We start from the raw sequence: 20,422 nt of genomic DNA, 5'->3' as shown, positions 1-20,422 counted from the left end.
CCGGTCAGCGGCCCGTGAATACTGCCTGGCGGCGTTCGCCGAACGCGCGGACGGCTTCCTGCATGTCCTCGGTCCGCAGCATGGCCGGCAACGCGGGCATGAGCGCATCCAGGGCGGCACGCTCGCCTTGTCGGCGTGCCAGGCGTGAGGACGCCAGCGCCGCCTGCACACCGAGCGGCGCGGCGGCGGCGATGCGTTGCGCGATCTGCACGGCGGCATCGAGCTGCTGCCCCGGTGCCACCAGTTGCTGCACCAGACCGAGCCGGAACGCCTCTGCCCCGTCGAATTCTTCGCCGGTCAGAATGTAGCGCTGGGCATTGCCCCAGCCGATTTCCTGCATCAACCGTACCGTCGCGCCGCCGCAGGGAAAGAAGCCACGCAGGACTTCCATCTGCGCGAATCGCGCGTCGGTCGCGGCGACACGAATGTCGGCGGCGAGCATCAGTTCGATCGCCACGGTGAAACTCACGCCCTGGGCGGCGACCACGACAGGCTTGCGGCAGCGCCGGTCCTCGTCGAGGCCGAAGGGCTCGATACCGCCCTCGGGAAGTTCGGCGAGCCGGCCCTGCGCCAACACCGGCGCCCACTGCGTCAGGTCCAGACCGGCGGTGAAGTGTTCGCCATGGCCGAACAGCACGCCCACGCGCAGATCCGGATCGCGGTCCAGTTCGCCATAGGCACTGGCCAGCGCGCGATAAGTGTCGACGTCAAACGCGTTGCGCTTGTCGGCGCGATTGAAGCCCATGAGCAGCACGTGGCCGCGGCGTTCGAGAGTGAGTTTGGTGTCGGTCATGGCGTGTCCCGGTCAGAAGTGTTCGCTGCGCATCGCGAGGGTCGTGTCGTCGAGGGCTTGCAGCAAGGTCAGCAGCGGTTCGACGCTGGGCAGCTCGTGGCGGAAGAAAAAACGGCAGGCGAACAGTTTTCCTTCGTAGAAATCCCGGTCCGCGTCCGTGGCCTGCGGCAAGGCCTTCGCCGCGATCACCGCCTGCTTGAGCCAGACCCAGGCAATGAGCGTGTGACCCATCGCCGTCAGATAGTGCGAGGCATTGGCCAGGCCCAGACGTACGCGCCCTTCCTTGAGGCAGGCGGCGAGGATTTTTGTGGTCTCGCCGAGGCGCTGGACGGTGCGCATCAAGGCCTGCGCGTATTCGGCAAGACCGGCCTGCGTCTTCGCTTCCGCGGCGGTCGCGAGCAAGTCGGCGAGTATCGCCTCCAGCGCCGCGCCGCCGTCCATCAGGACCTTGCGGCCAAGCAGGTCGATGCCCTGGATGCCGTTCGCGCCTTCGTGGATCGGATTGAGCCGGTTGTCGCGCCAGAACTGTTCGACCGGATATTCGCGCGTGTAGCCGTAGCCGCCGAGCACCTGTATCGCCAGGTCGTTCGCTTTCGTGCACCACTCGCCCGACCAGGCCTTGATCACCGGCGTGAGCAGGTCGAGTTTGAGCGCAGCCAGGCGACGCTCGGCGGCGTCCGCGTGCTGTGCCTGCCGGTCGATCAGCGTGCCGCCGTAGATCGCGAGCGCGAACGCGCCTTCGACGTAGCATTTTTGCTGCAGCAACATGCGTTTGACGTCGGCATGTTCGATCAGCGCAACCGGCTTCGACGTCGGATCCTTCTGCTCGGGATGGCGGCCCTGTCGTCGTTCTTTCGCGTATTGCAGCGCATACCGATAGCCGGCCATGCCTTGCATGATCGCGCCCATGCCTACACCGATGCGCGCCTCGTTCATCATGTGGAACATCTGCGCGAGGCCCTGGTGTTCGGTGCCGACCAAGAAGCCGACGCATTGCTCGCGCTCGCCGAATTTCAGGAAGGTGTTGACGATGCCGCGCTGGCCGAGTTTGTGGTTCACGCCGGCGAGTTGCACGTCGTTGCGCGCGCCCAGCGTGCCGTCATCGTTGACCAGGAAGCGCGGCACGATGAACAGGCTGATGCCCTTGACGCCGGGCGGCGCGTCGGGGGTTTTCGCGAGCACCAGATGCACGATGTTTTCGGACAGTTCGTGGTCGCCGCCGGAAATCCACATCTTCTGCCCGACCAGACGATAGCTGCCGTCCGCCTGCACGTAGGCGCGCGTGCCGATATCGGATAGGGACGAACCGGCCTGCGGTTCGCTCAGGCACATCGTGCCGAAATAGCGCCCTTCGAGGATGGGCTGGCGATAGCGGCGCTTCTGCTCGTCGGTGCCGTGTGCCTGCAGCAGGTTGGCGACGCCGCGCGCGAGCAAGGTGTATCCCGTGGTCGACACGTTGGCGGCAAGAAACATCGCGTCGCTGAGCAGGGCCAGGGTGTAGGGCAGCTGCAGCCCGCCTTCTTCCTCGTCGCCGAGCAGGGCCATGAAACCGGCCTCGGCATACGCATCGAGGGCGACTTTGACTTCCGGAATGATGTGCACGCGGCCGTCGACCAGATGCGGTTCATCCACATCGGAAAGTCGGTTATGCGGCGCGAATTTTTCCATCGCCAGCTTGTGCGACTGCTCCAGGATCGCGGCGAAGGTGTCGTGGCTGTGACCGGCGTAGCGCGGGTAGGTCAGCAGGGTGGACAGCGGCCATAGCTCGTCGGTGACGAAACGCAGATGGCGGAAATCGATCAGCGGAGAACTCATGCGCGCGTGGTCTAGGCAGGGGAAGCCCAGACATTACAGGCTGCGGCGCGGCGTGGGGATGTCGCAGTCGGGAGATTTGTTCCCGAGCAGGCGTTTACAGGTCTTGCTGGTACCGGACGTAGGGCACGCGGCCTTCTTCGCTGCCGCTGTCGGTGCGCGCATCGGGCAGGCCGAACGGATTCTTGCCGCGCGTGACGATATTTTCGGCACCGACCGACAGCTTGGCGCGCCACGGCGTCCGCCAGGTCACGCCCGCGCCCAGGGCGCTGAAGCGCTGCGGCTGGCCGGGAACTTCGATCATCTGGCCGGTGATTTCGCCGCCGATGCTGCCGACGCCGCCACCCAGACTCAGGCTGCCCGTCCGCCATTCGGGCGGCAGGCCGCCAGGAAGGTCGGCGGTTTGGATCAGTCGCGCGCGGGCCAGCGTGCCGCCGATGCGGACCCAGCCCTGATCGCCGACGGCGATCTGACCGACCAGGCTGGCGTTGCGTTCGTCGATGCCGGCATTGCCCGGACCGAGCAGGGAGCTCAGCAGGCGACGATCCGCAGGAATGCCGCCGATCATGGTGGCGTTGCCGTCGAGCAGGTCCTGTCCCATGCCCAGGCTGGCCGTGAGCTGCGCGCCGCCGCGGCGCGCCTGCAGGGAGCCATTGACCGAGCCCCGACCGGGCAAGACCAGGTCGGACGAGGAATTGAAGTTGGCGAGCAGGCAGTGGCCGGCCAGCGAACCGACCGTCGTGATCACGCTGCGGCTATTGCACAGCACGCCCACGCCCGGATTGGCATCGAGCGAAATGCCGGCACGCAATTGCAGGCCGTTGTTCAGCAGCAGGCTGCGATCGGCGCCGTTGGCGGGCTTGATGATGCGCTGCGAGGGCAATTGCGGCAGAACCGACGAAGGTTCGATGAGCAGCAGCGCCTTGATCTGGCCGTTCTCGTTGTCGAGCACGGGCAAGACCGTCGTATTGCGGTTCTGATCGACCAAGGGCTTGTACGGCGCGTTTTGCGCATGCGCCGACATCGCCAGGAAGGCGAGCAGGAGACAGGCGGTCAGGCGCAGTTGCACGGTCGATGATCCTTTGTAAGGGCCGGGGGGCCAGTTACAGAGCGCCGGACAGCCGGCGAAGTTCCCAGAGTCACTATAACGCTTTACGGGAATTTAACCACTCCCGCCCGGCCCCGCCAAGGCCTATTGCAGGCGTTCCGAGCCCGGCGCACTGGGGCGGGGGGCCTGGAACAGGGTCAGGATCTGCTCGGGGCTGAAGGCGTAGCCCTGGCCGCAGAAGTCGCAGTGGATCTCGGCCTGGCCGGCCTCGGCGGCCGCCAGGGCCTCCTCGACGCCCAGGCTGCGCAGCATGTCCTCAACCCGTGCCTGCGAGCAGGAGCAGGCAAAGCTCAGGGGGCGCTGGCCGAGCACCCGCACTCCTTCCTCGTGGAACAAGCGCCAGAGCAGGCTTTCGACCGAGACCGTCAGCAGTTCGCCCGGGCTAAGCGTGTCGAACAGGGCGCCGCAGCGCACCCAGCTTTCCCGGTCGCTGGCCGGGCCTTCCGGCAGCCGCTGCAGCATCAACGCCGAGGCGCGATCGCCGTTCGCCGCCAGCAGCACGCGGGTCGGCAATTGCTCGGAATGGCTGAAATACCCCTCGAAGGCTTCCGACAGGTAGTCGGCGTCCAGATCGACCAGGCCCTGGTAGCGCTGCATTTCCTGGCCGCCCGCCGGCTGGTTTTCGATCGTGATCGCCAGCACCGATCCGGCGCCGAAAGCACGTGGCGTCAGGGGGACCGGCAGCGGTTCCGCATAGTGGGCGATGCCGCGCACGGTGCCTTCAGACGTGCATTCGGCGAACAGCGTGCGCAGCGCGCCGGTACCACGCATCTGCACGCTGAGCCGGCCGTCGACCTTCACATGGCCGGTGAACAGGGCGGCGGCGGCGCAGGTCTCGCCCAGGCGCTCGGCCACGGACTCGGGATAGGACGTGCGGGCGCGGACCGCCTGCCAGGCGTCATCCAGATGCACCAGGACGCCGCGAACGCCAGAGCGTTCGAGCAGAAAACGGGTCAGCGTGTCGCGGTCGGAGATCGGGCTTTCGGACATGCGGGGCTCGAAGGGGATGCGGGGCAGCCGGGAGGCTATGCTGGAAGCCCGGCTTGGAGGAGATGGATATGGTAACGCCCGCCCCGATCCGCAAGGCAGCGATCTTCGCGATGCTCCTATGGGCATCGCAGTTTCTGGCCGTGCCCGCCATCGCCGGCGACTTCGACGATCTGGTCGCCGCCGAAAAAGCCTTCGCCGCCGACGCCAGCGCGCGCAGCACACGCGAGGCGTTTCTCGCCTCGCTGGCCGACGACGCGGTGGTTTTCGAGCCCGGGCCGGTCGCCGGCAAGGCGGCCTGGCTGGCCAAGCCCGAGGACAAGGGCAAGCTCGAATGGACGCCCGAATTCGCCGAGATCAGCGCAGGCGGCGACATGGGCTATACCGGCGGCCCCTGGCGCTACACCCCCGAAGGCGAGGACAAGCCGGTGGCGTTCGGTCATTACTTCACCGTCTGGGTCAAACAAGCCGACGGCAAGTGGAAGGTGCTTGCCGATCACGGCGTGCGCCACGTCCAGACACCCTTCGCCGAAACCGTGCAGCGCCGCGGCGGCTTGAGCGCAGGCGCGCCGCCGCTGTGGCCGGTGGGCGCGGCGGAGTTGCGCAAGGCCGATCTCGCTCCGGCGGGTCTGTTGACCGCGAGCATGGTGTCGGGCGATTTCCTGCGCCTGCGCGACGGCCATCTGCCGGATGGACGCTCGGAAGGCGCGGCGTTCGATTTCACGGTCGGCGGCCGGCTCGACGCCGGGCAATACATCGCGCCGGCTGGCGATATGGCCGTTACCTGGGGCGGCGGCGCCGGCAATCCGAGTTGGCTGCGGGTCTGGCGTCGGCCTACGGCCGGCGATGCACCTGGTTTAGGATGGCGGCTTGCGGTGGACGTCAGTCGGGCCGCGCCCCCGCCGCCACCGAAAGAATAAATGTCCGCAGCTTCTGTCACGGCGTCCGCGCGCGGCGCCGCCCCCTCCCGTCGCAAGGGCCGCTGGCTGCGCCGGATATTTTTCTGGCTGCCGTTCTGGTTCGTCGTCATCACCGTCGGACAGGTGCTGATCCTGCGCTGGGTGCCGCCGGTCACGAGCGCGTTCATGCTCGGTCGCCAGATCGACGGCATCGCAGCGGGCGACTGGTCGTACCGGCCGCACTACGAATGGCGCGCCTGGGAAAATTTGTCCAGCAACCTGCCGATCGCGCTCGTCGCCGCCGAAGACCAGAAATTCCCCGAGCACAGCGGCTTCGATTTCGAAGCGATCGACAAGGCGCTCGCGTACAACCAGCGCAGCCGGAAAGTGCGCGGCGCGAGCACGATCAGCCAGCAGGTCGCGAAAAACCTGTTCCTGTGGAGCGGGCGCAGCTACCTGCGCAAGGGCTTGGAAGCCTGGTACACCGTGCTCATCGAATTGTTCTGGCCCAAGCAGCGCATTCTCGAGGTCTACGCCAACATCGCCGAATTCGGCGATGGCGTGTACGGTGCGGAAGCGGCGGCGAAAACCTTTTTCGGCAAGTCCGCCGCGCGCCTGTCGCCGTCGGAAAGCGCGCGGTTGGCGGCGGTGCTACCTAACCCGAAAAAATACAGCGTGCGCAAGCCGGGAACCTATGTGCAACGGCGCGCGCGCTGGATCGAGCGCCAGGTGCGCCACCTGGGCGGGGCGTCCTATTTGACGGCGCCGGTCGTCGCGGAAGAAGAAAGCAAGCGGTAGGCGATCCAGGCCAAGGCCGTGCCGAGCAACTGGGCCATGACGAAGCCGGTCACGTCCTGCGGTCGGATGCCCGCGAACGTTTGTGTGAGCGCGCGAGCCAACGTCACCGCCGGATTCGCGAACGAGGTGCTGGCCGTGAACCAGTACGCGGCGAAGATATAGCTCGCGACCAGGGCCGGAATGGCTTTCGGGCGATGCTCGCCGCCGAGCAGGATCGTCAACAGCAAACCGAAACTGGCGACTGCTTCACTCAGCCATTGTCCGCCGCCATGACGCGCGTGCGTGCCCGGTTGCAGCCAGGGCAGATCGAACATCGCATGCGCGAGCACGACGCCGACGCCGGCCGCGACGATCTGTACGACGACATAAGCGAGCAGGTCGCGCGATGACAGCTCGCCGCGCAGACGCAGCGTCAAGCTCACCAGCGGATTGAAGTGCGCACCGGACACCGGGCCGAGCAGCACGATCAGCACGTACAGCATGCCCGCCGTCGCTGCGGCGTTGGCGAGCAGGGCGAGGCCGTCGTTTCCATCCGACAGCGCCACGCCCATGATTCCCGAGCCGACCACGGTGGACAGCAACAGGGCGGTGCCAAGGAATTCGGCGAGCAGGCGGCGCGATAGCGAAATCATAGGGATGCCAGCAGTGTTTTCACGCGCGTGGAAATCTCGTCGCGCACGCGTCGGTAGTCGGCGTCGTCCATGTGCTTGGGGTCGGGCAGGGCCCAGTCCTCGCGGCGGCGCGCCGGCACCCAGGGGCAGCTGTCGCCACAGCCCATCGTGATGACCGCATCGAATTCGCCGTCGATCTCGTCCAGGGATTTCGACGCATGCGCCGCGAGGTCATAGCCGACTTCGGCCATGAACCGGATCGCCTTCGGATTGATCACGCCCGAGGGCCGCGAGCCGGCGCTAAGCGCTTCCACCGCGTCGCCGCCGTGCAGATGCGCGAACGCCTCCGCCATCTGGCTGCGGTTGGCGTTTTCCACGCAGACGAACAGCACGCGTTTCTTCTCGCTCACGATCATTCCCTTTTGGTACGGATGGATTCCAGGCGCTCAGCAGCAGCCCGACTGCGGCGCGCAGCAGGACGCACCGGCGACGAGGCGCGGCTTCATCGCTTGAGGCTCGGGTGTGCAGGTGGCGCCGTCGGTGGCACAGGCCTTTTCGCCGGCGTAGTAGGTGGTTGCTTCGCCCTGCGTGTGGAAGGTCTCCCAGCGCGTGCCCTGCGGGTCTTCGGTCCAGGCCTTGTCCGAGCGCGCGTAGCAACACACAGCGGCTTCCTCCGGTACCACGCTTCCGCCTGCGGCATCCAGCCGGACACCGAGTTCGGCCAGTTCTTCGCTCGATTCGGCCTGGATGCCGAGATGATCGATGCCCGGCGCCCGGCCGGTGTTGGAAATCGCGAAATTCACTCGCGGCTCGTCGAGCATCCATTTGGCGTAGTCGGGCTTGAGTACATCGGGCGAACTGGCGAACAACGCGGAATAGAAGCGCACGCTGGTCGGCAGGTCGGCGACATTGAGATGGACATGAAAACGTTTCATCAGCGCACTCCGGGCGTTTTTCGTGGCGGGCAGGACAGGTCGGGGCCGCAGGCGGCGCCCTGACAGCAGTTCTCGGTGAGATAGGCAAGCAGATCGTTCATGCGCGTGTAGTCGGCGCGCACGCGGATCACGCGTCCCTCGCGCACGTCGCCGACTAAGCCAGCGGCGCGCAACACGTTCAGATGTGCGCTCAGCGTGGCGGGCGGCAGTTGCAGGCGTTCGCGCAACTCGCCAACGGAGAGGCCGTCGGCACCGGCCTGGACGAGCTGCCGGAATGCCGCGAGCCGGGACTCGTGGCCGAGGGCGCGCAGAGCTTCGAGAGCGAGGTCGGTTTCCATAGTTCCATATTTCCGGAAATATGGAATCGTGTCAAGCCGGGGAACGGAGCCGCTACTATCCCGGCATGCCTATCCCGCCCAGCCTGACCGTCGTCATCGCGGCCTACAACGAGTCCGAAGCCCTGCCGCTGCTGCATCCGCGCCTGGTCCAGGCGCTGGCCGGCACGCCCGTCGACGCGCGCATCCTGTACGTCGACGACGGCAGCCGCGACGGCACCTGGGACGCGCTGCAGCGCCTCGCCGAATCGGATCCGCGCGTGAGCCTGCTGCGCCTGTCGCGCAATTTCGGCAAGGAACTGGCGTTGACCGCGGGTCTGGATCTGGTCGAGACCGATGCCGCGCTCGTGCTCGATGCCGATGGCCAGGATCCGCCGGAACTGATTCCGGCCTTCGTGGAGAAATGGCGCGAAGGTTTCGATGTCGTCTATGGCACTCGCAGCGCCCGCGCCGGCGAGAGCTGGCTCAAGCGGGCGACGGCGAATGCGTTCTATCGGGTCATCAACCGTCTGTCCGACACGCCGATCCCGACCGACACCGGCGACTTCCGCCTGCTGTCGCGCCGCGCGCTCGACGGACTGCGGCAGTTGCGCGAACGCCAGCGTTTCATGAAGGGGCTGTTCGCCTGGGTCGGCTACCCGCAGGCGGCGATTCTCTACGAGCGCGGTCCGCGCATCGCCGGCGGCAGCAAGTACAACTACTGGCGCCTGTGGAATCTCGCGCTGGAAGGCATCACCGGATTCTCCACCGTGCCACTGCGCGCGGCGACGTACCTGGGGCTGGCGACCGCACTGAGCGCATTCGCCTACGGTGGCTGGGTGATCGCCAAGACCCTGCTATGGGGCGATCCGGTGCAAGGCTGGCCGACGACGATGGCGGTGATGCTCTTCCTCGGCGGCGTGCAACTGGTCGCCCTGGGAATCATCGGCGAATACCTCGGCCGTCTGTATCTGGAAGCCAAACAGCGCCCGCTCTACCTCGTTCGCGAGCGCTGGCCGCGGGACTGAAATCCATGTTCATTCCCTCATCGGGAAGGACTATGATTGGGACGCACATCCAGTGATCGGAGGGGGCATGCGCAAGGTCAGCCACATCCTCGAAACCAAGGGCAGCCGCGTGGTTTCGGTGCCGCAGGAAGCGCCGGTACTCGAAGTGATCCGCCTCATGGCCGAACACCACATCGGCTCGGTTCTGGTGGTGCGCGGTCCGGAAGTCATCGGCATCGCCACCGAACGCGACTACGCGCGCAAGGTCATCCTGCAGGGCCGTTCTTCGGCCGACACGCCGGTCAGCGCGATCATGTCCAGCCCGGTTGTCTGCGTGTCTCCCGACGACAGCGTGCCGGCCTGCATGGGCATCATGACCGACCGCAAGATCCGACATCTGCCGGTGAAGGACGGCGAGCAGATCGTTGGCATGATCTCGATCGGCGATCTGGTCCGCACGGTCATCGAAGACCAGCAGCTCGAAATCAGCCAGTTGCAGCAATACATCACGAGCTGAGGTTCGGCGACAAATCGCCCGCGCGCCGAAGTGCCGGGCGAAAGAACAGGGCTAGACGGGAATCGTCAGCACCTGCATCGACACCGCGACGAAATGACAGATGCTGCCCATCAAGACGAAGCCATGCCAGACGGCGTGCATGTACACGCGCTTGCTCATGTAGAACAGCGTGCCCAGGGTGTAGGCCAGGCCGCCGGCGAACAGCCACAGCAGCGTCGACAGCGGCACCATCTGCAGAAACGGCTTGATCGCCGTCACCACCATCCAGCCCATGCCGATGTAGATCAGCGTGGACACGCCCTTGAAGCGCCCGGTGTAGAACAGCTTGAACACCACGCCCAGCACCGCCAGCGTCCATACCGCGGCCAGCAGCCATTCGCCGCCGTGTCCGCGCAGACCGATGAGGGTGAACGGCGTGTAGGTGCCGGCGATCAGCACGAAAATCGCGCAATGGTCGAACACCTTCAGCCGCGCCTTGGCGACCGGGTGCGGGATGGCGTGATACAGCGTCGACGAGCAATACAGCAGCACCAGGGAAATGCCGAACACGATCGCACCGGCCAGCTGCCAGCCATCGCCGCGCAGCGCGGCGAGCGTGATCAGCACGGCGCTCGCGACGAGGCTGAGCAGGAATCCGAAACCGTGCGTGAGCGCGTTCCAGATTTCCTCGCGCCAGTCGTGGATGTCGTCGTCGATCATCTCGGGTCCTGCCGGACGCAGCGTCCGGGTCGGCCTCAGCCTGAGGGCTCGGGGCCGAGCCGGCAACCTAATCCGCGCTCGTGATGGAGGTTGGCGCGACGACGTCGGCGGCATCGGGTGTCGCGACCGGCGCCGGTCGCCGCCAGAACGGGGGCCGGATATTGCCCTGGGCCATGGCCTGGCGCGTGAAGAACACCGCGAGCGATACGCACAGCACGACCGTCAGCAACGAGGCCTCGGCGCCGAATTCGCCGCCGCTGATGAGCAGCGGACCCTGCGTGCTCGCGTTCAACCAGCCCTTGAGCTCGATGCCCGAGACCGGAATACCGAGCAAGGGCCCCTGGGTGAAGTTCCAGGCCGCATGCAGGCCCATGCAGAACCACAGCGAGCGCGTCCACGCATAAGCCATGCCGAGCAGAAGTCCGGCTTCGATGGCGATTGCCAGCGAACTCCACCAGGTCGCGTTGGGATTGGCCAGGTGCGCGGCGCCGAACAACAGGCCGGAAAATGCGATCGCGATCCAGGTGCCGAGGCCGTCCTCGACCACGCGGAACAGCACGCCACGGAACAGGATTTCTTCGGTGATGCCGGGCAGCAGGCCTAGCACCAGCAGCGGCGTGAGCAGATTCACCGCGTCGTTCACGCCATGGATCCGGTACGCGCCGAACGCCGCCATCAGGGCTGCCGTTGCAAGCATGATGCCCATGCCGACCAACCAGCCGATGCCCGCCTGCGGAAGCAGTTTGCGCGGTGCCAGTTCGGCGACTTTCCGGCCTTCGATGCCGCGCACCAGCAGCCAGTACGCCAGCGATACCGGCACCAGCGACCGCAGGGCGCCCAGCCACAAGTCGGCGCCGGAAACCTGCAGGCTTTGCGTCGGCGTGAGCCCCTTGGGCGGAATCAGCGCGCTCATGAGTTTGCTAAACAGCACCAACATGACGGTGAACAGCACGATGCGCACGATCGGATGGCGCAGGATGCGCAGCCAAAGCGGCGCGGCGGATTTCGCGGTCTGAGTGGTCATGGCGTCGTCGTCGGGTCCGGGTCAGGAAGGGTCGTTGTCGCTTTCGGCGTGGAAGGCGTGCAGCACGCGATGGATCATCGGCGCGAAGGTGACGCCGGCGATCGCCAGCACCATCAGTCCCGAATACAGCGCGTAGATACCTGCGAAGATCTTGCCGCCGTCGGTGCGGGGATCCCACAGCGGGCCCATGCCGGACAGGATCATCGAGGCATTGAGGAAACTGTCGAGCCAATCCAGGCCTTCGGTGCCGTGGTAGCCGAGCATGCCGACCGCAAGCGAGACGAGGATGAGGCCGAATCCGATCGCGGCGCTGAGCATGAGCCGCCGGAAAAACGCCGGCCAGGCCAGCAGGGCTTCGTGTCGACGCTCGAACTGCAGGAAAGGTTTTTTCTTCGCCATCGGAGCCATTACCCGGGTCGCCGGCCACGGCGCGGCCGGCAGCAGTTAATCAGGTCGCGGGCTGCAACGCGAGCGCTCAGTCGACGGCGAGCGCGTGCGCATGTTCGCGCGTGGCCGCGAAGGTCAGGTCCGGCCAGCGTTCCTGCGTGAGTTGCAGGTTCACGCGGGTGGGGGCGAGGTAGACCAGCTCGCCGGCGGCGTCGATGGCGAGGTTCATGGCAGCCTTCTCGCGGAACTCCTCCATCTTCTTCGCCGTGCCGCCGCGCACCCAGCGCGCGGTCGACACCGTGACCGGCTCGAAGATCGCATCGACGCTGTACTCGTCCTTCAAGCGATAGGCGACCACGTCGAACTGCAGCGTGCCGACCGCGCCGAGAATCAGGTCGTTGGACATCATCGGGCGGAAGAACTGGGTCGCGCCTTCTTCGGACAGCTGCGCGAGGCCCTTCTGCAACTGCTTGAGCTTGAGCGGGTCGCGCAGGCGCGCGCGGCGGAACAGCTCCGGCGCGAAGTTCGGGATGCCGGTGAAGCTAAGCTTCTCGCCGCTGGTGAACGTGTCGCCGATCGAGATGGTGCCGTGATTGTGCAGGCCGATCACGTCGCCCGGATAGGCGGTCTCGACGATCTCGCGATCGCTGGCCATGAAGGTCAGCGCGTTCGCGAGTTTCTGGTCCTTGCCGCTGCGCACGTGGAACGCCTTCATGCCCGCGTCGAAACGGCCGGAACACACGCGCAGAAACGCGACGCGGTCGCGATGCTGCGGATCCATATTGGCCTGGATCTTGAAGACGAAACCGGAGAACGCTTCTTCCTCCGGCGCGATTTCCCGCGAGGTCGTCGCACGCGGCTTCGGCGCCGGCGCGTGTTCGACGAAGAAGTCGAGCAGCAGCTGCACGCCGAAGTTGTTGACCGCCGAGCCGAAGAACACCGGCGTCTGCTGGCCGGCGAGGTATTTGGCCTTGTCGAAGGGATGCGACGCGCCTTCGACGAGTTCGAGTTCGTCGCGCAGTTCGCGCAGCATCTCGGCGCCGATGCGCGCCTCCAGCTGCGGATCGTCCAGCGAGGCGAAAATCGTCGAATCCTGGCGGGTGAAATTGCGGCCGCTTTCGAACAGGTGCACTTCGCCCGAGAGCAGGTGCACGACGCCCTTCAGACGCGAGCCCATGCCGATCGGCCAGATGACCGGCGCGCACTGGATACCCAGGACGGATTCGACTTCGTCGAGCAGGTCGATCGGCGACCGGCCTTCGCGGTCAAGCTTGTTGATGAAGGTCATGATCGGCGTGTCGCGCAGGCGGCAGACTTCCATGAGCTTGATCGTGCGTTCCTCGACGCCCTTTGCGCAGTCGATGACCATGAGTGCCGAATCCACCGCCGTCAGCACGCGATAGGTGTCTTCCGAGAAGTCGGCATGGCCGGGCGTGTCGAGCAGGTTGACGATGCGATCCTCGTACGGGAACTGCATCACCGACGAGGTGACCGAGATGCCGCGTTCCTTTTCCAGCGCCATCCAGTCGGAGGTCGCGTGGCGTGCCGCCTTGCGTGATTTGACCGAGCCCGCCATCTGGATCGCGCCGCCGAACAGCAGCAGTTTCTCGGTCAGCGTGGTCTTGCCGGCGTCGGGGTGCGAGACGATGGCGAAGGTGCGGCGGCGGTGGGTTTCACGCAGGTGTTCGGACATGGGGCGATCGCCACGGCGGGCCGCGGCGGGGGTCGGAAGAAGGGCGGCGAGTATACCAGCCGGCTGCCGAGCCTCCGGCCGGAACGCGGGTCCGAGCGCCCTAGCTTCCCGGCAGGGGCAGGAAGCCCTCGGGTCCGACCATGCGGAAAGGCACCGAAACCAAGCGCATGCCGCGATTGACCTGCAGGCAGAAATGCAGGTGCGGGCCACTGGAATAGCCGGTGTTGCCGCTGAAGGCGATCTGCTCGCCGACGGTCACGCGCTGACCCACCTTCACCAGGGCGCCGTTTTCCTGCAGATGCGCGTACACCGCCATGCTGCCATCGTCATGCAGGATACGGATGATGTTTGCGCGCTCGGCGTACTGCGCCTGATTGAGACCGGCGCTGTTGAAACCCGACATCACCTGCATGACTACGCCGTCGCGCGCGGCGAGCACTGGCGTACCGACCGGCACGATCAGGTCGACGGCATACAGGTTCTGTTCGTCGGTGTGGGAGAAGCCGCCATGGAAAAGCTGCCCGAGCTCCCAGTCGCTGTTCTCGTCGATCGGCAGCGAATACGTGCGGTCGTCCGGCATCGCGCGCGGGTCGCCCGGCATCGCCAGCAGGCCGACGGCATAGCTCGAGGGCAGCCCGGGCGCACTCGCTTCGATGCGGCTGATCAGCACGCGCTTGTTCGCGGCGATCACCTGCCGCAGCGGCAGCGAGGGCAGGGACTGCACGTTGTGCGCGGCGGTGAAGGACAAGTCGAGTTCGATCGGTCCGCCGAGGCGATTGGCGACATAGACATCGGTTGCTTCGCCGTTGCGCACCATCTGCAGGTCGGCGATGCCGCTCGAATCCGCCGGCAGCGCCCGTGCCGGTGCCGCGCGCGCTGCGCCATGGGCATTGTCGCCATAGTGGAGCGTGCCTTTGCCGTCGACCCAGCGATAGACGGTGTCGTCGGCAAGGGCAACGGCGGCAATGGCGAGCGCGAGCAGGGGGTAAATCAGGAGTCGCAGGATCATCTAAACGCCGGCCGGGAGGATGCCAGTGCGAAGTATTGTTCAATTGGCTGGGGTTTGTGAATGCCGTAGCCCTGCGCGAAGTCCACGCCGAGCTCTCGCAAAACTGAACAGACCGCCTCGTTTTCCGTATGTTCGGCGATCGTCTGCTTGTCCAGGACGTGGGCGATGTCGGTAATGGCGCGTATCACCGCGGTCGACAGCGAGGAGCTGTCGAGGTCGCGGACGAAGCTGCCGTCGATCTTGAAATAGTCCACGTCGAGCGAGCGCAGGTAGTTAAATGAACAGAATCCGGTGCCGAAATCGTCCAGCGAGAAGGCGCAGCCGAGCGTGCGCATCTGCGTGATCAGGCCCTGGGCCCGTGCCAGGTCGCGCACGGCGCTGGTCTCGGTGATCTCGAAACACAGTTTGTTGGCGGGAATCTTGCTGTTACGCACCCGATCGAACAGGAACTGCCGGAATCCCTCGTCGACCAGCGACGCGGCCGTGAGATTGATGGCGCAGGAATGCACCTGTGCGGCCGCGTCCGGTCGCGCTTCCAGCCAGCGCAGCGTCAGTTCAACCACATGCCGGTCCAAGGCCACGCCGAGCTGGAAACGTTCGGCAGCGGGAATGAAATGGCCCGGTTCCAGACGCTGTCCGGTCATCGGATCGCGCATGCGCAACAACACCTCGAAGTGCCGGCCTTCGGTGGGCTGGTCGTGCAGCGAGGTGATCGCCTGGCAGTCGAGTTCGAACAGGCCGCGGTCCAGGGCCTCGCGGATGCGCACGGCCCAGCGCATGGCTTCGGTGCGTTCCTGCATTTCGCCCGGTTCCCGGCTGGCGAGGCAGACCCGGTTGCCGCCCAGTTCCTTGGCCGTGAAGCAGGCGGCGTCGGCCAGCGACAGCAGGCGCGCGAATTCCAGTTGCCCCGGCTCGAAGATCACCAGGCCGATGCTGCCGGTGATATTGAGCACGTGGTCGCGCCAACCGACGCGGTAGTTCTCCAGTGCGCGCAACAGGTCCTGCATGCGTTCCTGGAAACCGGCGCCTTCGCCATCGAGCAGCAGCGCGAATTCGTCGCCGCCGATTCGGAACACGCGGTCGCTGTTGCGCACGCGCGCCTTGAGCAGCGAGCCGATGCCATGGATCAGCGCGTCGCCGGCCGCATGACTGGCGGTATCGTTGATCAGCGTGAAATGGTCGAGATCCAGATAGGCCAGGGCGCAGACGCCGCCCTTGCGTTCAAGCGCCTGTTGCGTGGCTTCCTCGAACGCGGCGCGGTTGGGCAATCCGGTCGGCGCATCGGTCATCGCCCGGCGCAGCACTTTGCGCGTGGCCAGGCGCTGCTCGAAGATCGACGCGACCAGCACCAAAGGAATCAACGAAAACAGGCACATGAAGCCGAGCAGCAAGGCCGAGTCGAGCGGCTTCTCCGGTGGCGTGAAGCCCGCCAGTCCCAGGCCCGTCAGCGAGGTCAGGAAGACGGTCACCGCGCTCGTGCCGAGCACGGTCCATACCGGCTGGAAGCGAATCGCGCTCCACAGCAGCAGACTCAGTGGCAGGGCGACCATGCCCAGCGCATACAAGTTGTTGCGGTTGCCACCCAGATAGACGACCGCGAACGACAGCAGCATGCCTGCGGCCCAAAGCGATTTCTCCCGTCCGCCCGAATAGTCCTGCCAGGGCGGCAAATCGGGATTGGTCGATGGCGGCGCCGTGAGGATCAGAAAGCTCGGCGCAACGCAGGCGATGCCGAGCAGGTCGCCCATGGACCATTTCGCCAGCGCCGGCCAAAAGGCGTCGGAGGTGATCATTCCCGACGTGACCAGGCCGGTCGTGCCGATGAGTCCGGACACGGCAACCATGACCATCGCTCCGCGCAGCAATCCGAAGCCGCTGGCGACGCTGATGCGTGTGCGCGTCGTGGTCAGGCGCACGACCCCGATACCGGCGAGCACGCCGAGCAGATTGCTGAGCACGGAATAGGGCAGGAACGAGACCGGCACCGGGCTGGTCATCCAGTGCATCAGCAGCACCGGCGCGGGAATGAACAGGGCCCAGCGCGGGCCATAGCGGATGACCGCGGCATAGGCCAGGCCCGAGGCCGGCCAGAACAGGGCGACCTGCCCGGGCGCGCGAATGAAGGCCTCCGCGTACCAGGCACCCAGCAGGTAGAGCGCTGTCAGAAGGATGAATCGCAACACTTCGCGCCCCCGTGTCCCCTCAGGCAGTGTACGCCTGGACACGAATGGAATTGCGACGGGGGCCGCGTTTCCGCACGACGCTGTGGTTCGGGGCTACCGGCACAGGGTGAGCGGATGCTCCGGTCTCGTTCCGCAGCGCAGGTCCGTGCGCGCTCAGCACTCGATGACGTTGACCGCCAGGCCGCCGCGCGAGGTTTCCTTGTACTTGTCCTGCATGTCGCGGCCGGTGTCGCGCATGGTCTTGATGACCTTGTCCAGCGACACCTTGTGCTTGCCGTCGCCACGCAGCGCCATGCGCGAGGCATTGATCGCCTTCACCGCACCCATCGCATTGCGCTCGATGCAGGGAATCTGCACCAGGCCGCCGATCGGATCGCAGGTCAGGCCGAGGTTGTGCTCCATACCGATCTCGGCCGCATTCTCGATCTGTCCGGCGCTGCCGCCGAGCGCGGCGGTCAGGCCGGCGGCAGCCATCGAGCAGGCGACGCCCACCTCGCCCTGGCAACCGACTTCGGCGCCGGAGATCGACGCGTTTTCCTTGTACAGGATGCCGACCGCGCCGGCGGTGAGCAGGAAGTCGAAGATGCCCTGTTCGTTCGCGCCCGGGATGAAGCGGTCGTAGTAGTGCAGCACGGACGGAATGATGCCGGCGGCGCCATTGGTCGGCGCGGTGACCACGCGGCCACCGGCGGCATTTTCCTCGTTCACCGCCAGGGCGTAGAGATTGACCCAATCAAGCACGGTCAGCGGATCGCGCATGGCTGCTTCCGGTTTCGAAGACAGCTCGGCATGCATGCTCGGGGCGCGCCGTGCGACATGCAAGCCGCCGGGCAGGGTGCCGCTGGCGCGGATGCCGCGGGCGACGCAGTCCTGCATCGCTTGCCAGATTTCGCGCAGGCCGGCGCGGATCTCGGTACCGCTGCGCCAGGCATGTTCGTTGGCGAACATCAGCGCCGCGATGCTCAGGCCATGGTCTGCGGCCTGCTTGAGCAGCTGGTCGCCGGAATGGAAGGGATGCGGCAGTTCGGTGGTGTCAGCGACGATGCGGTCTTCCGCCGCTTCGTCCTGGTTCACCACGAAGCCACCGCCGACCGAATAGTAGTCGCGCGTAGCCAGTTCCCGGCCTTGCGCATCGAAGGCAGTGAAGCGCATGCCATTGGTGTGGAAGGGCAGTTTCTGCCGCTTGTTCATGATCAGATCCTGCTTCTCGTCGAAGCGGATCTCGTGCTTGCCGAGCAGCCGCAGGATCTTGTCGCCGCGAATGCGTTCAAGCGCTGCGGGAATGATGTCGGGATCGATGCGGTTGGGCATCTGTCCTTCCAGGCCCATGAGCACGGCTTTGTCCGTGCCGTGTCCACGGCCGGTGAGGGCGAGCGAGCCGAACATTTCCGCACGCACGCGCGTGCATTGTTCGAGCACACCGTTTTCCTCCAGCCACTTCCCGGCGAAGCGCGCGGCCGCGCGCATCGGACCGACGGTGTGTGACGACGACGGCCCGATGCCGATCTTGAACAAGTCGAAAACGCTGACGGCCATGTGGAGGTCTTCCGTGGGAGACGGCTATTCTATGCCTGCGCGCCAGGCCGGCCGCAGTACGCCGCCGAATTGAGCCCGATGCGACTCACCCTGTTCCAGCGCGACCATTGCCATCTGTGCGATCTGGCCTACGAGGTCCTGGTCGCAGCGGGCGTGCCGGATTTCGATCCGGTGTGGATCGACGGCGACGCCGCGCTCGAGGCGCTTTATGGCATGCGCATCCCGGTCCTTCGTCGCGAGGACACGGCAGCCGAGCTCGACTGGCCGTTTGCGGCCGATGCGGTCCGGCAGTTTCTGGCTACTTCTTGACGGGCGTCGTCGCGGTCGCGACGGCCGGTGCCAGCACCAGATGCGTCTTCACCTTGACCTCGTTGGGCAACAGGTCGGTGTCTTCCCAATCGCCGAGGCCGATCTTGAAGTCCAGGCGCTTGAGTGTCGCCTGACCATCGAGCACCGGTTTGGCGCCGGCGACCCAGGTGAACGCCAGGGTCACCGGACGCGTGACGCCATGCAGGCTCAGCGCACCGTCGGCGGCGAATTTGTTGCCGCCCAAGGCGCGGAATCGCGTCGCCACGAAGCGCGCTTCCGGCAGTTTGGCGGCGTCGAAAAATTCCGAGCCGCGCAACATTTCGTCGCGTTCGCTGTTGCGCGTGTCGGCCGTCGCCAGCGCGATGCGCACGTCGAACCGGCTGCCGGCGAGTTTGGCCGGATCGAAACGGATCGCTGGCGTGAACTTGCCGAAGCGGCCCTCGAAAGCCTCGCCCTGGTAGGTGGCGGTGAAGCCCAGGGACGAGCCGGCCTGCATCGTCCAGTCGGCCGCGGACGCGCAGAACGAAGAAACCAACAAACACAGCAGGACGACGAGACGCATCTCAGGACTCCTCGGAAGGCGGTGGCGCGACCGGCGCGACGGCGGCCGGTTTCAGGAAGGGCAACATGCGCATCAGTGTGCGGTCATGCAGGCGGTAGTGATGGAACAAGGCCGCCGCCGCATGGGCCACGAGCAGCAGGGCGAGCGCATAGAAAAGCAGTTCGTGCGCTTCGTGCGCGAACGCCTTGATGTCCGGATCGTAGCCGGCGCCGAGCTTGGGCACCTTGAAGAGATTGAACCAGCGCAGCGGGAAACCTGCTGCGGAATTGAACAGCCAGCCCGACAGCGGAATCAGCAGCAACAGCACATACATCGCGCCATGCGTGAGCTTAGCGATACGGTCCTGCCAGCGCGGCGTGCCGGCGACTGCTTCCGGCGCCGACGCCAGCAGGCGCCAGACCAGACGCAGCAGGGTGAGCGCCAGCACCGTCAGCCCAAAACTCTTGTGCAGCGCATAAACCTGGACCTTGAAACTGCCGGTCGGCAGATCGGTCATCAGCAGGCCCACGGTGGCCAGGCCGAGAATCATCAGGAACGTCAGCCAATGCAGACCGATGCTGACCACGCCCCACTGGTCGGGTTTGTTACGGATCGGCATGAGCTGGCTCCTGGTCGTCGGCGCGGCGGTCAGATCGGATCGCTTCGGCTTCGATGATAAGACGGATCTCGTCGCCGACCACATTAGGCCAGGCATCCATGCCGAAATCCTTGCGGTGGATCGTGGCCGTCGCGGAGAACCCGACGGTCCGGCGCAAGGTCAGCGGGTGGCGTTTGAGTGCGTTGAGCGTGACGGCCAGAGTGACCGGACGCGTGATGCCGTGCAGCGTCAGCTCGCCGTGCACCTGGCCGGTGTGGTCGCCGGTTTTTTCCACGCGCGTGGAGACGAAATGCGCTTCGGGAAATTTCTTCGCGTCAAAGAAGGTGCGATCGAGAATCCTTTTCTGCCAGTCGGCATCGCCCAGGTTCAGGCTGGTTACGGGGACGGTCACGTCGACGGTGGCGGTCGACCAGTCTTCGGCATCAAACGCGAGGTGGCCATGGCTGCCGGAAAAACTGCCGACCGGATTGGAAAAGCCGGCATGACTGACCTGGAAAGCGACGCGTGTGTGCACCGGGTCGAGGGCGTAGTTCTCCGGCGTCTTCGCCGCGAGCACGCCCGTCGACCAGGCCAAGGCAAAACTGGTTAGCAAACCTGTCCAGGAAAGCATCTGCGGCAGCCGTCGGCCCATGAGCCAGCTC

General features: G+C 65.9%; 23 protein-coding genes. 5 read left to right on the top strand and 18 right to left on the bottom strand.

The genetic code is table 11. From position 1 onward, the window contains the following. Positions 1 to 4: 4 nt before the first annotated feature. The 4 genes from G467_RS0103440 to hslO all read right to left on the bottom strand — a co-directional run bounded on the left by G467_RS0103440 (position 5) and on the right by hslO (position 4,688). The gene (locus G467_RS0103440; protein ID WP_022968333.1) at positions 5 to 793 is read right to left on the bottom strand and encodes a crotonase/enoyl-CoA hydratase family protein; all 789 of its coding nucleotides are present in this window, start codon (positions 791 to 793) and stop codon (positions 5 to 7) included. A gap of 12 nt (positions 794 to 805) precedes the next feature. Further along, positions 806 to 2,608, bottom strand: coding sequence for an acyl-CoA dehydrogenase family protein (locus G467_RS0103435; RefSeq protein ID WP_022968332.1), 1,803 nt, complete (start codon positions 2,606 to 2,608; stop codon positions 806 to 808). 94 nt (positions 2,609 to 2,702) lie between these two features. Continuing rightward, entirely contained in the window at positions 2,703 to 3,674 is a 972-nt protein-coding gene (locus tag G467_RS0103430; RefSeq protein ID WP_022968331.1) for an XOO1806 family protein, read from the bottom strand. A gap of 123 nt (positions 3,675 to 3,797) precedes the next feature. Continuing rightward, positions 3,798 to 4,688 (bottom strand): Hsp33 family molecular chaperone HslO, encoded by an 891-nt coding sequence (hslO, locus tag G467_RS0103425; protein WP_026802319.1) that lies wholly within the window; start codon positions 4,686 to 4,688, stop codon positions 3,798 to 3,800. 83 nt (positions 4,689 to 4,771) lie between these two features. Between hslO and G467_RS17305 the strand changes: the two genes are divergently transcribed. Beyond that, complete coding sequence (locus G467_RS17305) at positions 4,772 to 5,620, top strand: YybH family protein (RefSeq protein ID WP_022968329.1); 849 nt, start codon at positions 4,772 to 4,774, stop codon at positions 5,618 to 5,620. Further along, entirely contained in the window at positions 5,621 to 6,397 is a 777-nt protein-coding gene (gene mtgA, locus G467_RS0103415) for a monofunctional biosynthetic peptidoglycan transglycosylase (protein WP_022968328.1), read from the top strand. On the opposite strand, the gene G467_RS0103410 is transcribed toward mtgA, so the two are convergent. The 4 genes from G467_RS0103410 to G467_RS0103395 are packed head-to-tail and all read right to left on the bottom strand — an operon-like array spanning position 6,352 to position 8,281. After that, the gene (locus G467_RS0103410) at positions 6,352 to 7,029 is read right to left on the bottom strand and encodes an aquaporin (protein ID WP_022968327.1); all 678 of its coding nucleotides are present in this window, start codon (positions 7,027 to 7,029) and stop codon (positions 6,352 to 6,354) included. The two genes, mtgA and G467_RS0103410, sit on opposite strands and share 46 nt — an antisense overlap. Then, positions 7,026 to 7,418, bottom strand: coding sequence for an arsenate reductase ArsC (locus G467_RS0103405; protein ID WP_026802318.1), 393 nt, complete (start codon positions 7,416 to 7,418; stop codon positions 7,026 to 7,028). Before G467_RS0103405 ends, G467_RS0103410 begins: the two co-directional genes overlap by 4 nt. Before the next feature lie 36 nt (positions 7,419 to 7,454). Then, positions 7,455 to 7,943, bottom strand: coding sequence for an ArsI/CadI family heavy metal resistance metalloenzyme (locus tag G467_RS0103400; RefSeq protein WP_022968325.1), 489 nt, complete (start codon positions 7,941 to 7,943; stop codon positions 7,455 to 7,457). Next, the gene (locus G467_RS0103395) at positions 7,943 to 8,281 is read right to left on the bottom strand and encodes an ArsR/SmtB family transcription factor (RefSeq protein ID WP_022968324.1); all 339 of its coding nucleotides are present in this window, start codon (positions 8,279 to 8,281) and stop codon (positions 7,943 to 7,945) included. The genes G467_RS0103400 and G467_RS0103395 overlap by 1 nt, the downstream gene beginning before the upstream one ends. A gap of 65 nt (positions 8,282 to 8,346) precedes the next feature. Between G467_RS0103395 and G467_RS15215 the strand changes: the two genes are divergently transcribed. Both G467_RS15215 and G467_RS0103385 read left to right on the top strand, forming a co-directional pair. Then, on the top strand, positions 8,347 to 9,285 hold the full coding sequence (locus G467_RS15215) for a glycosyltransferase family 2 protein (RefSeq protein ID WP_022968323.1): 939 nt from the start codon (positions 8,347 to 8,349) through the stop codon (positions 9,283 to 9,285). A gap of 67 nt (positions 9,286 to 9,352) precedes the next feature. Beyond that, entirely contained in the window at positions 9,353 to 9,781 is a 429-nt protein-coding gene (locus G467_RS0103385; protein ID WP_022968322.1) for a CBS domain-containing protein, read from the top strand. A 51-nt stretch (positions 9,782 to 9,832) separates the two neighbouring features. Here G467_RS0103385 and trhA read toward each other — a convergent pair whose 3' ends face one another. The 7 genes from trhA to G467_RS0103350 form a co-directional block, all read right to left on the bottom strand. Continuing rightward, positions 9,833 to 10,480, bottom strand: a complete 648-nt coding sequence (trhA, locus tag G467_RS0103380) for a PAQR family membrane homeostasis protein TrhA (RefSeq protein WP_022968321.1) — start codon at positions 10,478 to 10,480, stop codon at positions 9,833 to 9,835. Positions 10,481 to 10,547: 67 nt separating this feature from the next. Beyond that, positions 10,548 to 11,504 carry a CPBP family intramembrane glutamic endopeptidase gene (locus G467_RS15210; protein WP_022968320.1) on the bottom strand — a complete coding sequence of 319 codons (957 nt, stop codon included), beginning with the start codon at positions 11,502 to 11,504 and terminating at the stop codon, positions 10,548 to 10,550. A 21-nt stretch (positions 11,505 to 11,525) separates the two neighbouring features. After that, positions 11,526 to 11,912, bottom strand: a complete 387-nt coding sequence (locus G467_RS0103370; RefSeq protein WP_211214041.1) for a hypothetical protein — start codon at positions 11,910 to 11,912, stop codon at positions 11,526 to 11,528. 67 nt (positions 11,913 to 11,979) lie between these two features. After that, the gene (locus G467_RS0103365; protein ID WP_022968318.1) at positions 11,980 to 13,584 is read right to left on the bottom strand and encodes a peptide chain release factor 3; all 1,605 of its coding nucleotides are present in this window, start codon (positions 13,582 to 13,584) and stop codon (positions 11,980 to 11,982) included. A gap of 100 nt (positions 13,585 to 13,684) precedes the next feature. Beyond that, entirely contained in the window at positions 13,685 to 14,593 is a 909-nt protein-coding gene (locus tag G467_RS0103360) for a peptidoglycan DD-metalloendopeptidase family protein (RefSeq protein ID WP_022968317.1), read from the bottom strand. Then, positions 14,590 to 16,773, bottom strand: a complete 2,184-nt coding sequence (locus G467_RS17300) for a bifunctional diguanylate cyclase/phosphodiesterase (RefSeq protein WP_155844817.1) — start codon at positions 16,771 to 16,773, stop codon at positions 14,590 to 14,592. Before G467_RS17300 ends, G467_RS0103360 begins: the two co-directional genes overlap by 4 nt. A gap of 156 nt (positions 16,774 to 16,929) precedes the next feature. Next, positions 16,930 to 18,312, bottom strand: coding sequence for an L-serine ammonia-lyase (locus G467_RS0103350; protein ID WP_022968315.1), 1,383 nt, complete (start codon positions 18,310 to 18,312; stop codon positions 16,930 to 16,932). 78 nt (positions 18,313 to 18,390) lie between these two features. Between G467_RS0103350 and G467_RS0103345 the strand changes: the two genes are divergently transcribed. Further along, entirely contained in the window at positions 18,391 to 18,621 is a 231-nt protein-coding gene (locus G467_RS0103345) for a glutaredoxin family protein (RefSeq protein ID WP_026802316.1), read from the top strand. Here the strand turns inward: G467_RS0103345 and G467_RS15200 are convergent. Genes G467_RS15200 through G467_RS15190 form a run of 3 tightly spaced genes read right to left on the bottom strand, consistent with a single transcriptional unit; the run spans position 18,611 to position 20,391 of the window. Continuing rightward, a complete protein-coding gene (locus G467_RS15200; RefSeq protein WP_022968314.1) occupies positions 18,611 to 19,183 on the bottom strand; it encodes a YceI family protein in 573 nt (190 codons plus the stop codon). The genes G467_RS0103345 and G467_RS15200 overlap by 11 nt on opposite strands. A gap of 1 nt (position 19,184) precedes the next feature. Continuing rightward, entirely contained in the window at positions 19,185 to 19,781 is a 597-nt protein-coding gene (locus G467_RS15195; protein ID WP_022968313.1) for a cytochrome b, read from the bottom strand. Beyond that, positions 19,768 to 20,391: a YceI family protein gene (locus G467_RS15190; RefSeq protein WP_033397296.1), complete on the bottom strand. Its 624-nt coding sequence runs from the start codon at positions 20,389 to 20,391 to the stop codon at positions 19,768 to 19,770. Before G467_RS15190 ends, G467_RS15195 begins: the two co-directional genes overlap by 14 nt. Between the last annotated feature and the right edge of the window lie 31 nt (positions 20,392 to 20,422).

The sequence above is a fragment of the Arenimonas oryziterrae DSM 21050 = YC6267 genome (assembly GCF_000420545.1).
GTDB lineage: Bacteria > Pseudomonadota > Gammaproteobacteria > Xanthomonadales > Xanthomonadaceae > Arenimonas > Arenimonas oryziterrae.
This window is presented reverse-complemented; position numbering and strand designations above follow the sequence as displayed.

What these genes read in the sequence shown, in the direction of transcription:
- G467_RS15195 (WP_022968313.1), bottom strand. Translation starts at nt 19,781, where the DNA reads ATGCCGATCCGTAACAAACCCGACCAGTGGGGCGTGGTCAGCATCGGT.
- G467_RS15210 (WP_022968320.1), bottom strand. Translation starts at nt 11,504, where the DNA reads ATGACCACTCAGACCGCGAAATCCGCCGCGCCGCTTTGGCTGCGCATC.
- G467_RS0103400 (WP_022968325.1), bottom strand. Translation starts at nt 7,943, where the DNA reads ATGAAACGTTTTCATGTCCATCTCAATGTCGCCGACCTGCCGACCAGC.
- G467_RS15200 (WP_022968314.1), bottom strand. Translation starts at nt 19,183, where the DNA reads ATGCGTCTCGTCGTCCTGCTGTGTTTGTTGGTTTCTTCGTTCTGCGCG.
- G467_RS0103360 (WP_022968317.1), bottom strand. Translation starts at nt 14,593, where the DNA reads ATGATCCTGCGACTCCTGATTTACCCCCTGCTCGCGCTCGCCATTGCC.
- G467_RS15190 (WP_033397296.1), bottom strand. Translation starts at nt 20,391, where the DNA reads ATGCTTTCCTGGACAGGTTTGCTAACCAGTTTTGCCTTGGCCTGGTCG.
- G467_RS0103385 (WP_022968322.1), top strand. Translation starts at nt 9,353, where the DNA reads ATGCGCAAGGTCAGCCACATCCTCGAAACCAAGGGCAGCCGCGTGGTT.
- G467_RS0103395 (WP_022968324.1), bottom strand. Translation starts at nt 8,281, where the DNA reads ATGGAAACCGACCTCGCTCTCGAAGCTCTGCGCGCCCTCGGCCACGAG.
- G467_RS15215 (WP_022968323.1), top strand. Translation starts at nt 8,347, where the DNA reads ATGCCTATCCCGCCCAGCCTGACCGTCGTCATCGCGGCCTACAACGAG.
- mtgA (WP_022968328.1), top strand. Translation starts at nt 5,621, where the DNA reads ATGTCCGCAGCTTCTGTCACGGCGTCCGCGCGCGGCGCCGCCCCCTCC.
- G467_RS0103370 (WP_211214041.1), bottom strand. Translation starts at nt 11,912, where the DNA reads ATGGCTCCGATGGCGAAGAAAAAACCTTTCCTGCAGTTCGAGCGTCGA.
- G467_RS0103365 (WP_022968318.1), bottom strand. Translation starts at nt 13,584, where the DNA reads ATGTCCGAACACCTGCGTGAAACCCACCGCCGCCGCACCTTCGCCATC.
- G467_RS17305 (WP_022968329.1), top strand. Translation starts at nt 4,772, where the DNA reads ATGGTAACGCCCGCCCCGATCCGCAAGGCAGCGATCTTCGCGATGCTC.
- G467_RS0103435 (WP_022968332.1), bottom strand. Translation starts at nt 2,608, where the DNA reads ATGAGTTCTCCGCTGATCGATTTCCGCCATCTGCGTTTCGTCACCGAC.
- G467_RS0103440 (WP_022968333.1), bottom strand. Translation starts at nt 793, where the DNA reads ATGACCGACACCAAACTCACTCTCGAACGCCGCGGCCACGTGCTGCTC.
- G467_RS0103350 (WP_022968315.1), bottom strand. Translation starts at nt 18,312, where the DNA reads ATGGCCGTCAGCGTTTTCGACTTGTTCAAGATCGGCATCGGGCCGTCG.
- G467_RS0103410 (WP_022968327.1), bottom strand. Translation starts at nt 7,029, where the DNA reads ATGATTTCGCTATCGCGCCGCCTGCTCGCCGAATTCCTTGGCACCGCC.
- G467_RS0103345 (WP_026802316.1), top strand. Translation starts at nt 18,391, where the DNA reads ATGCGACTCACCCTGTTCCAGCGCGACCATTGCCATCTGTGCGATCTG.
- trhA (WP_022968321.1), bottom strand. Translation starts at nt 10,480, where the DNA reads ATGATCGACGACGACATCCACGACTGGCGCGAGGAAATCTGGAACGCG.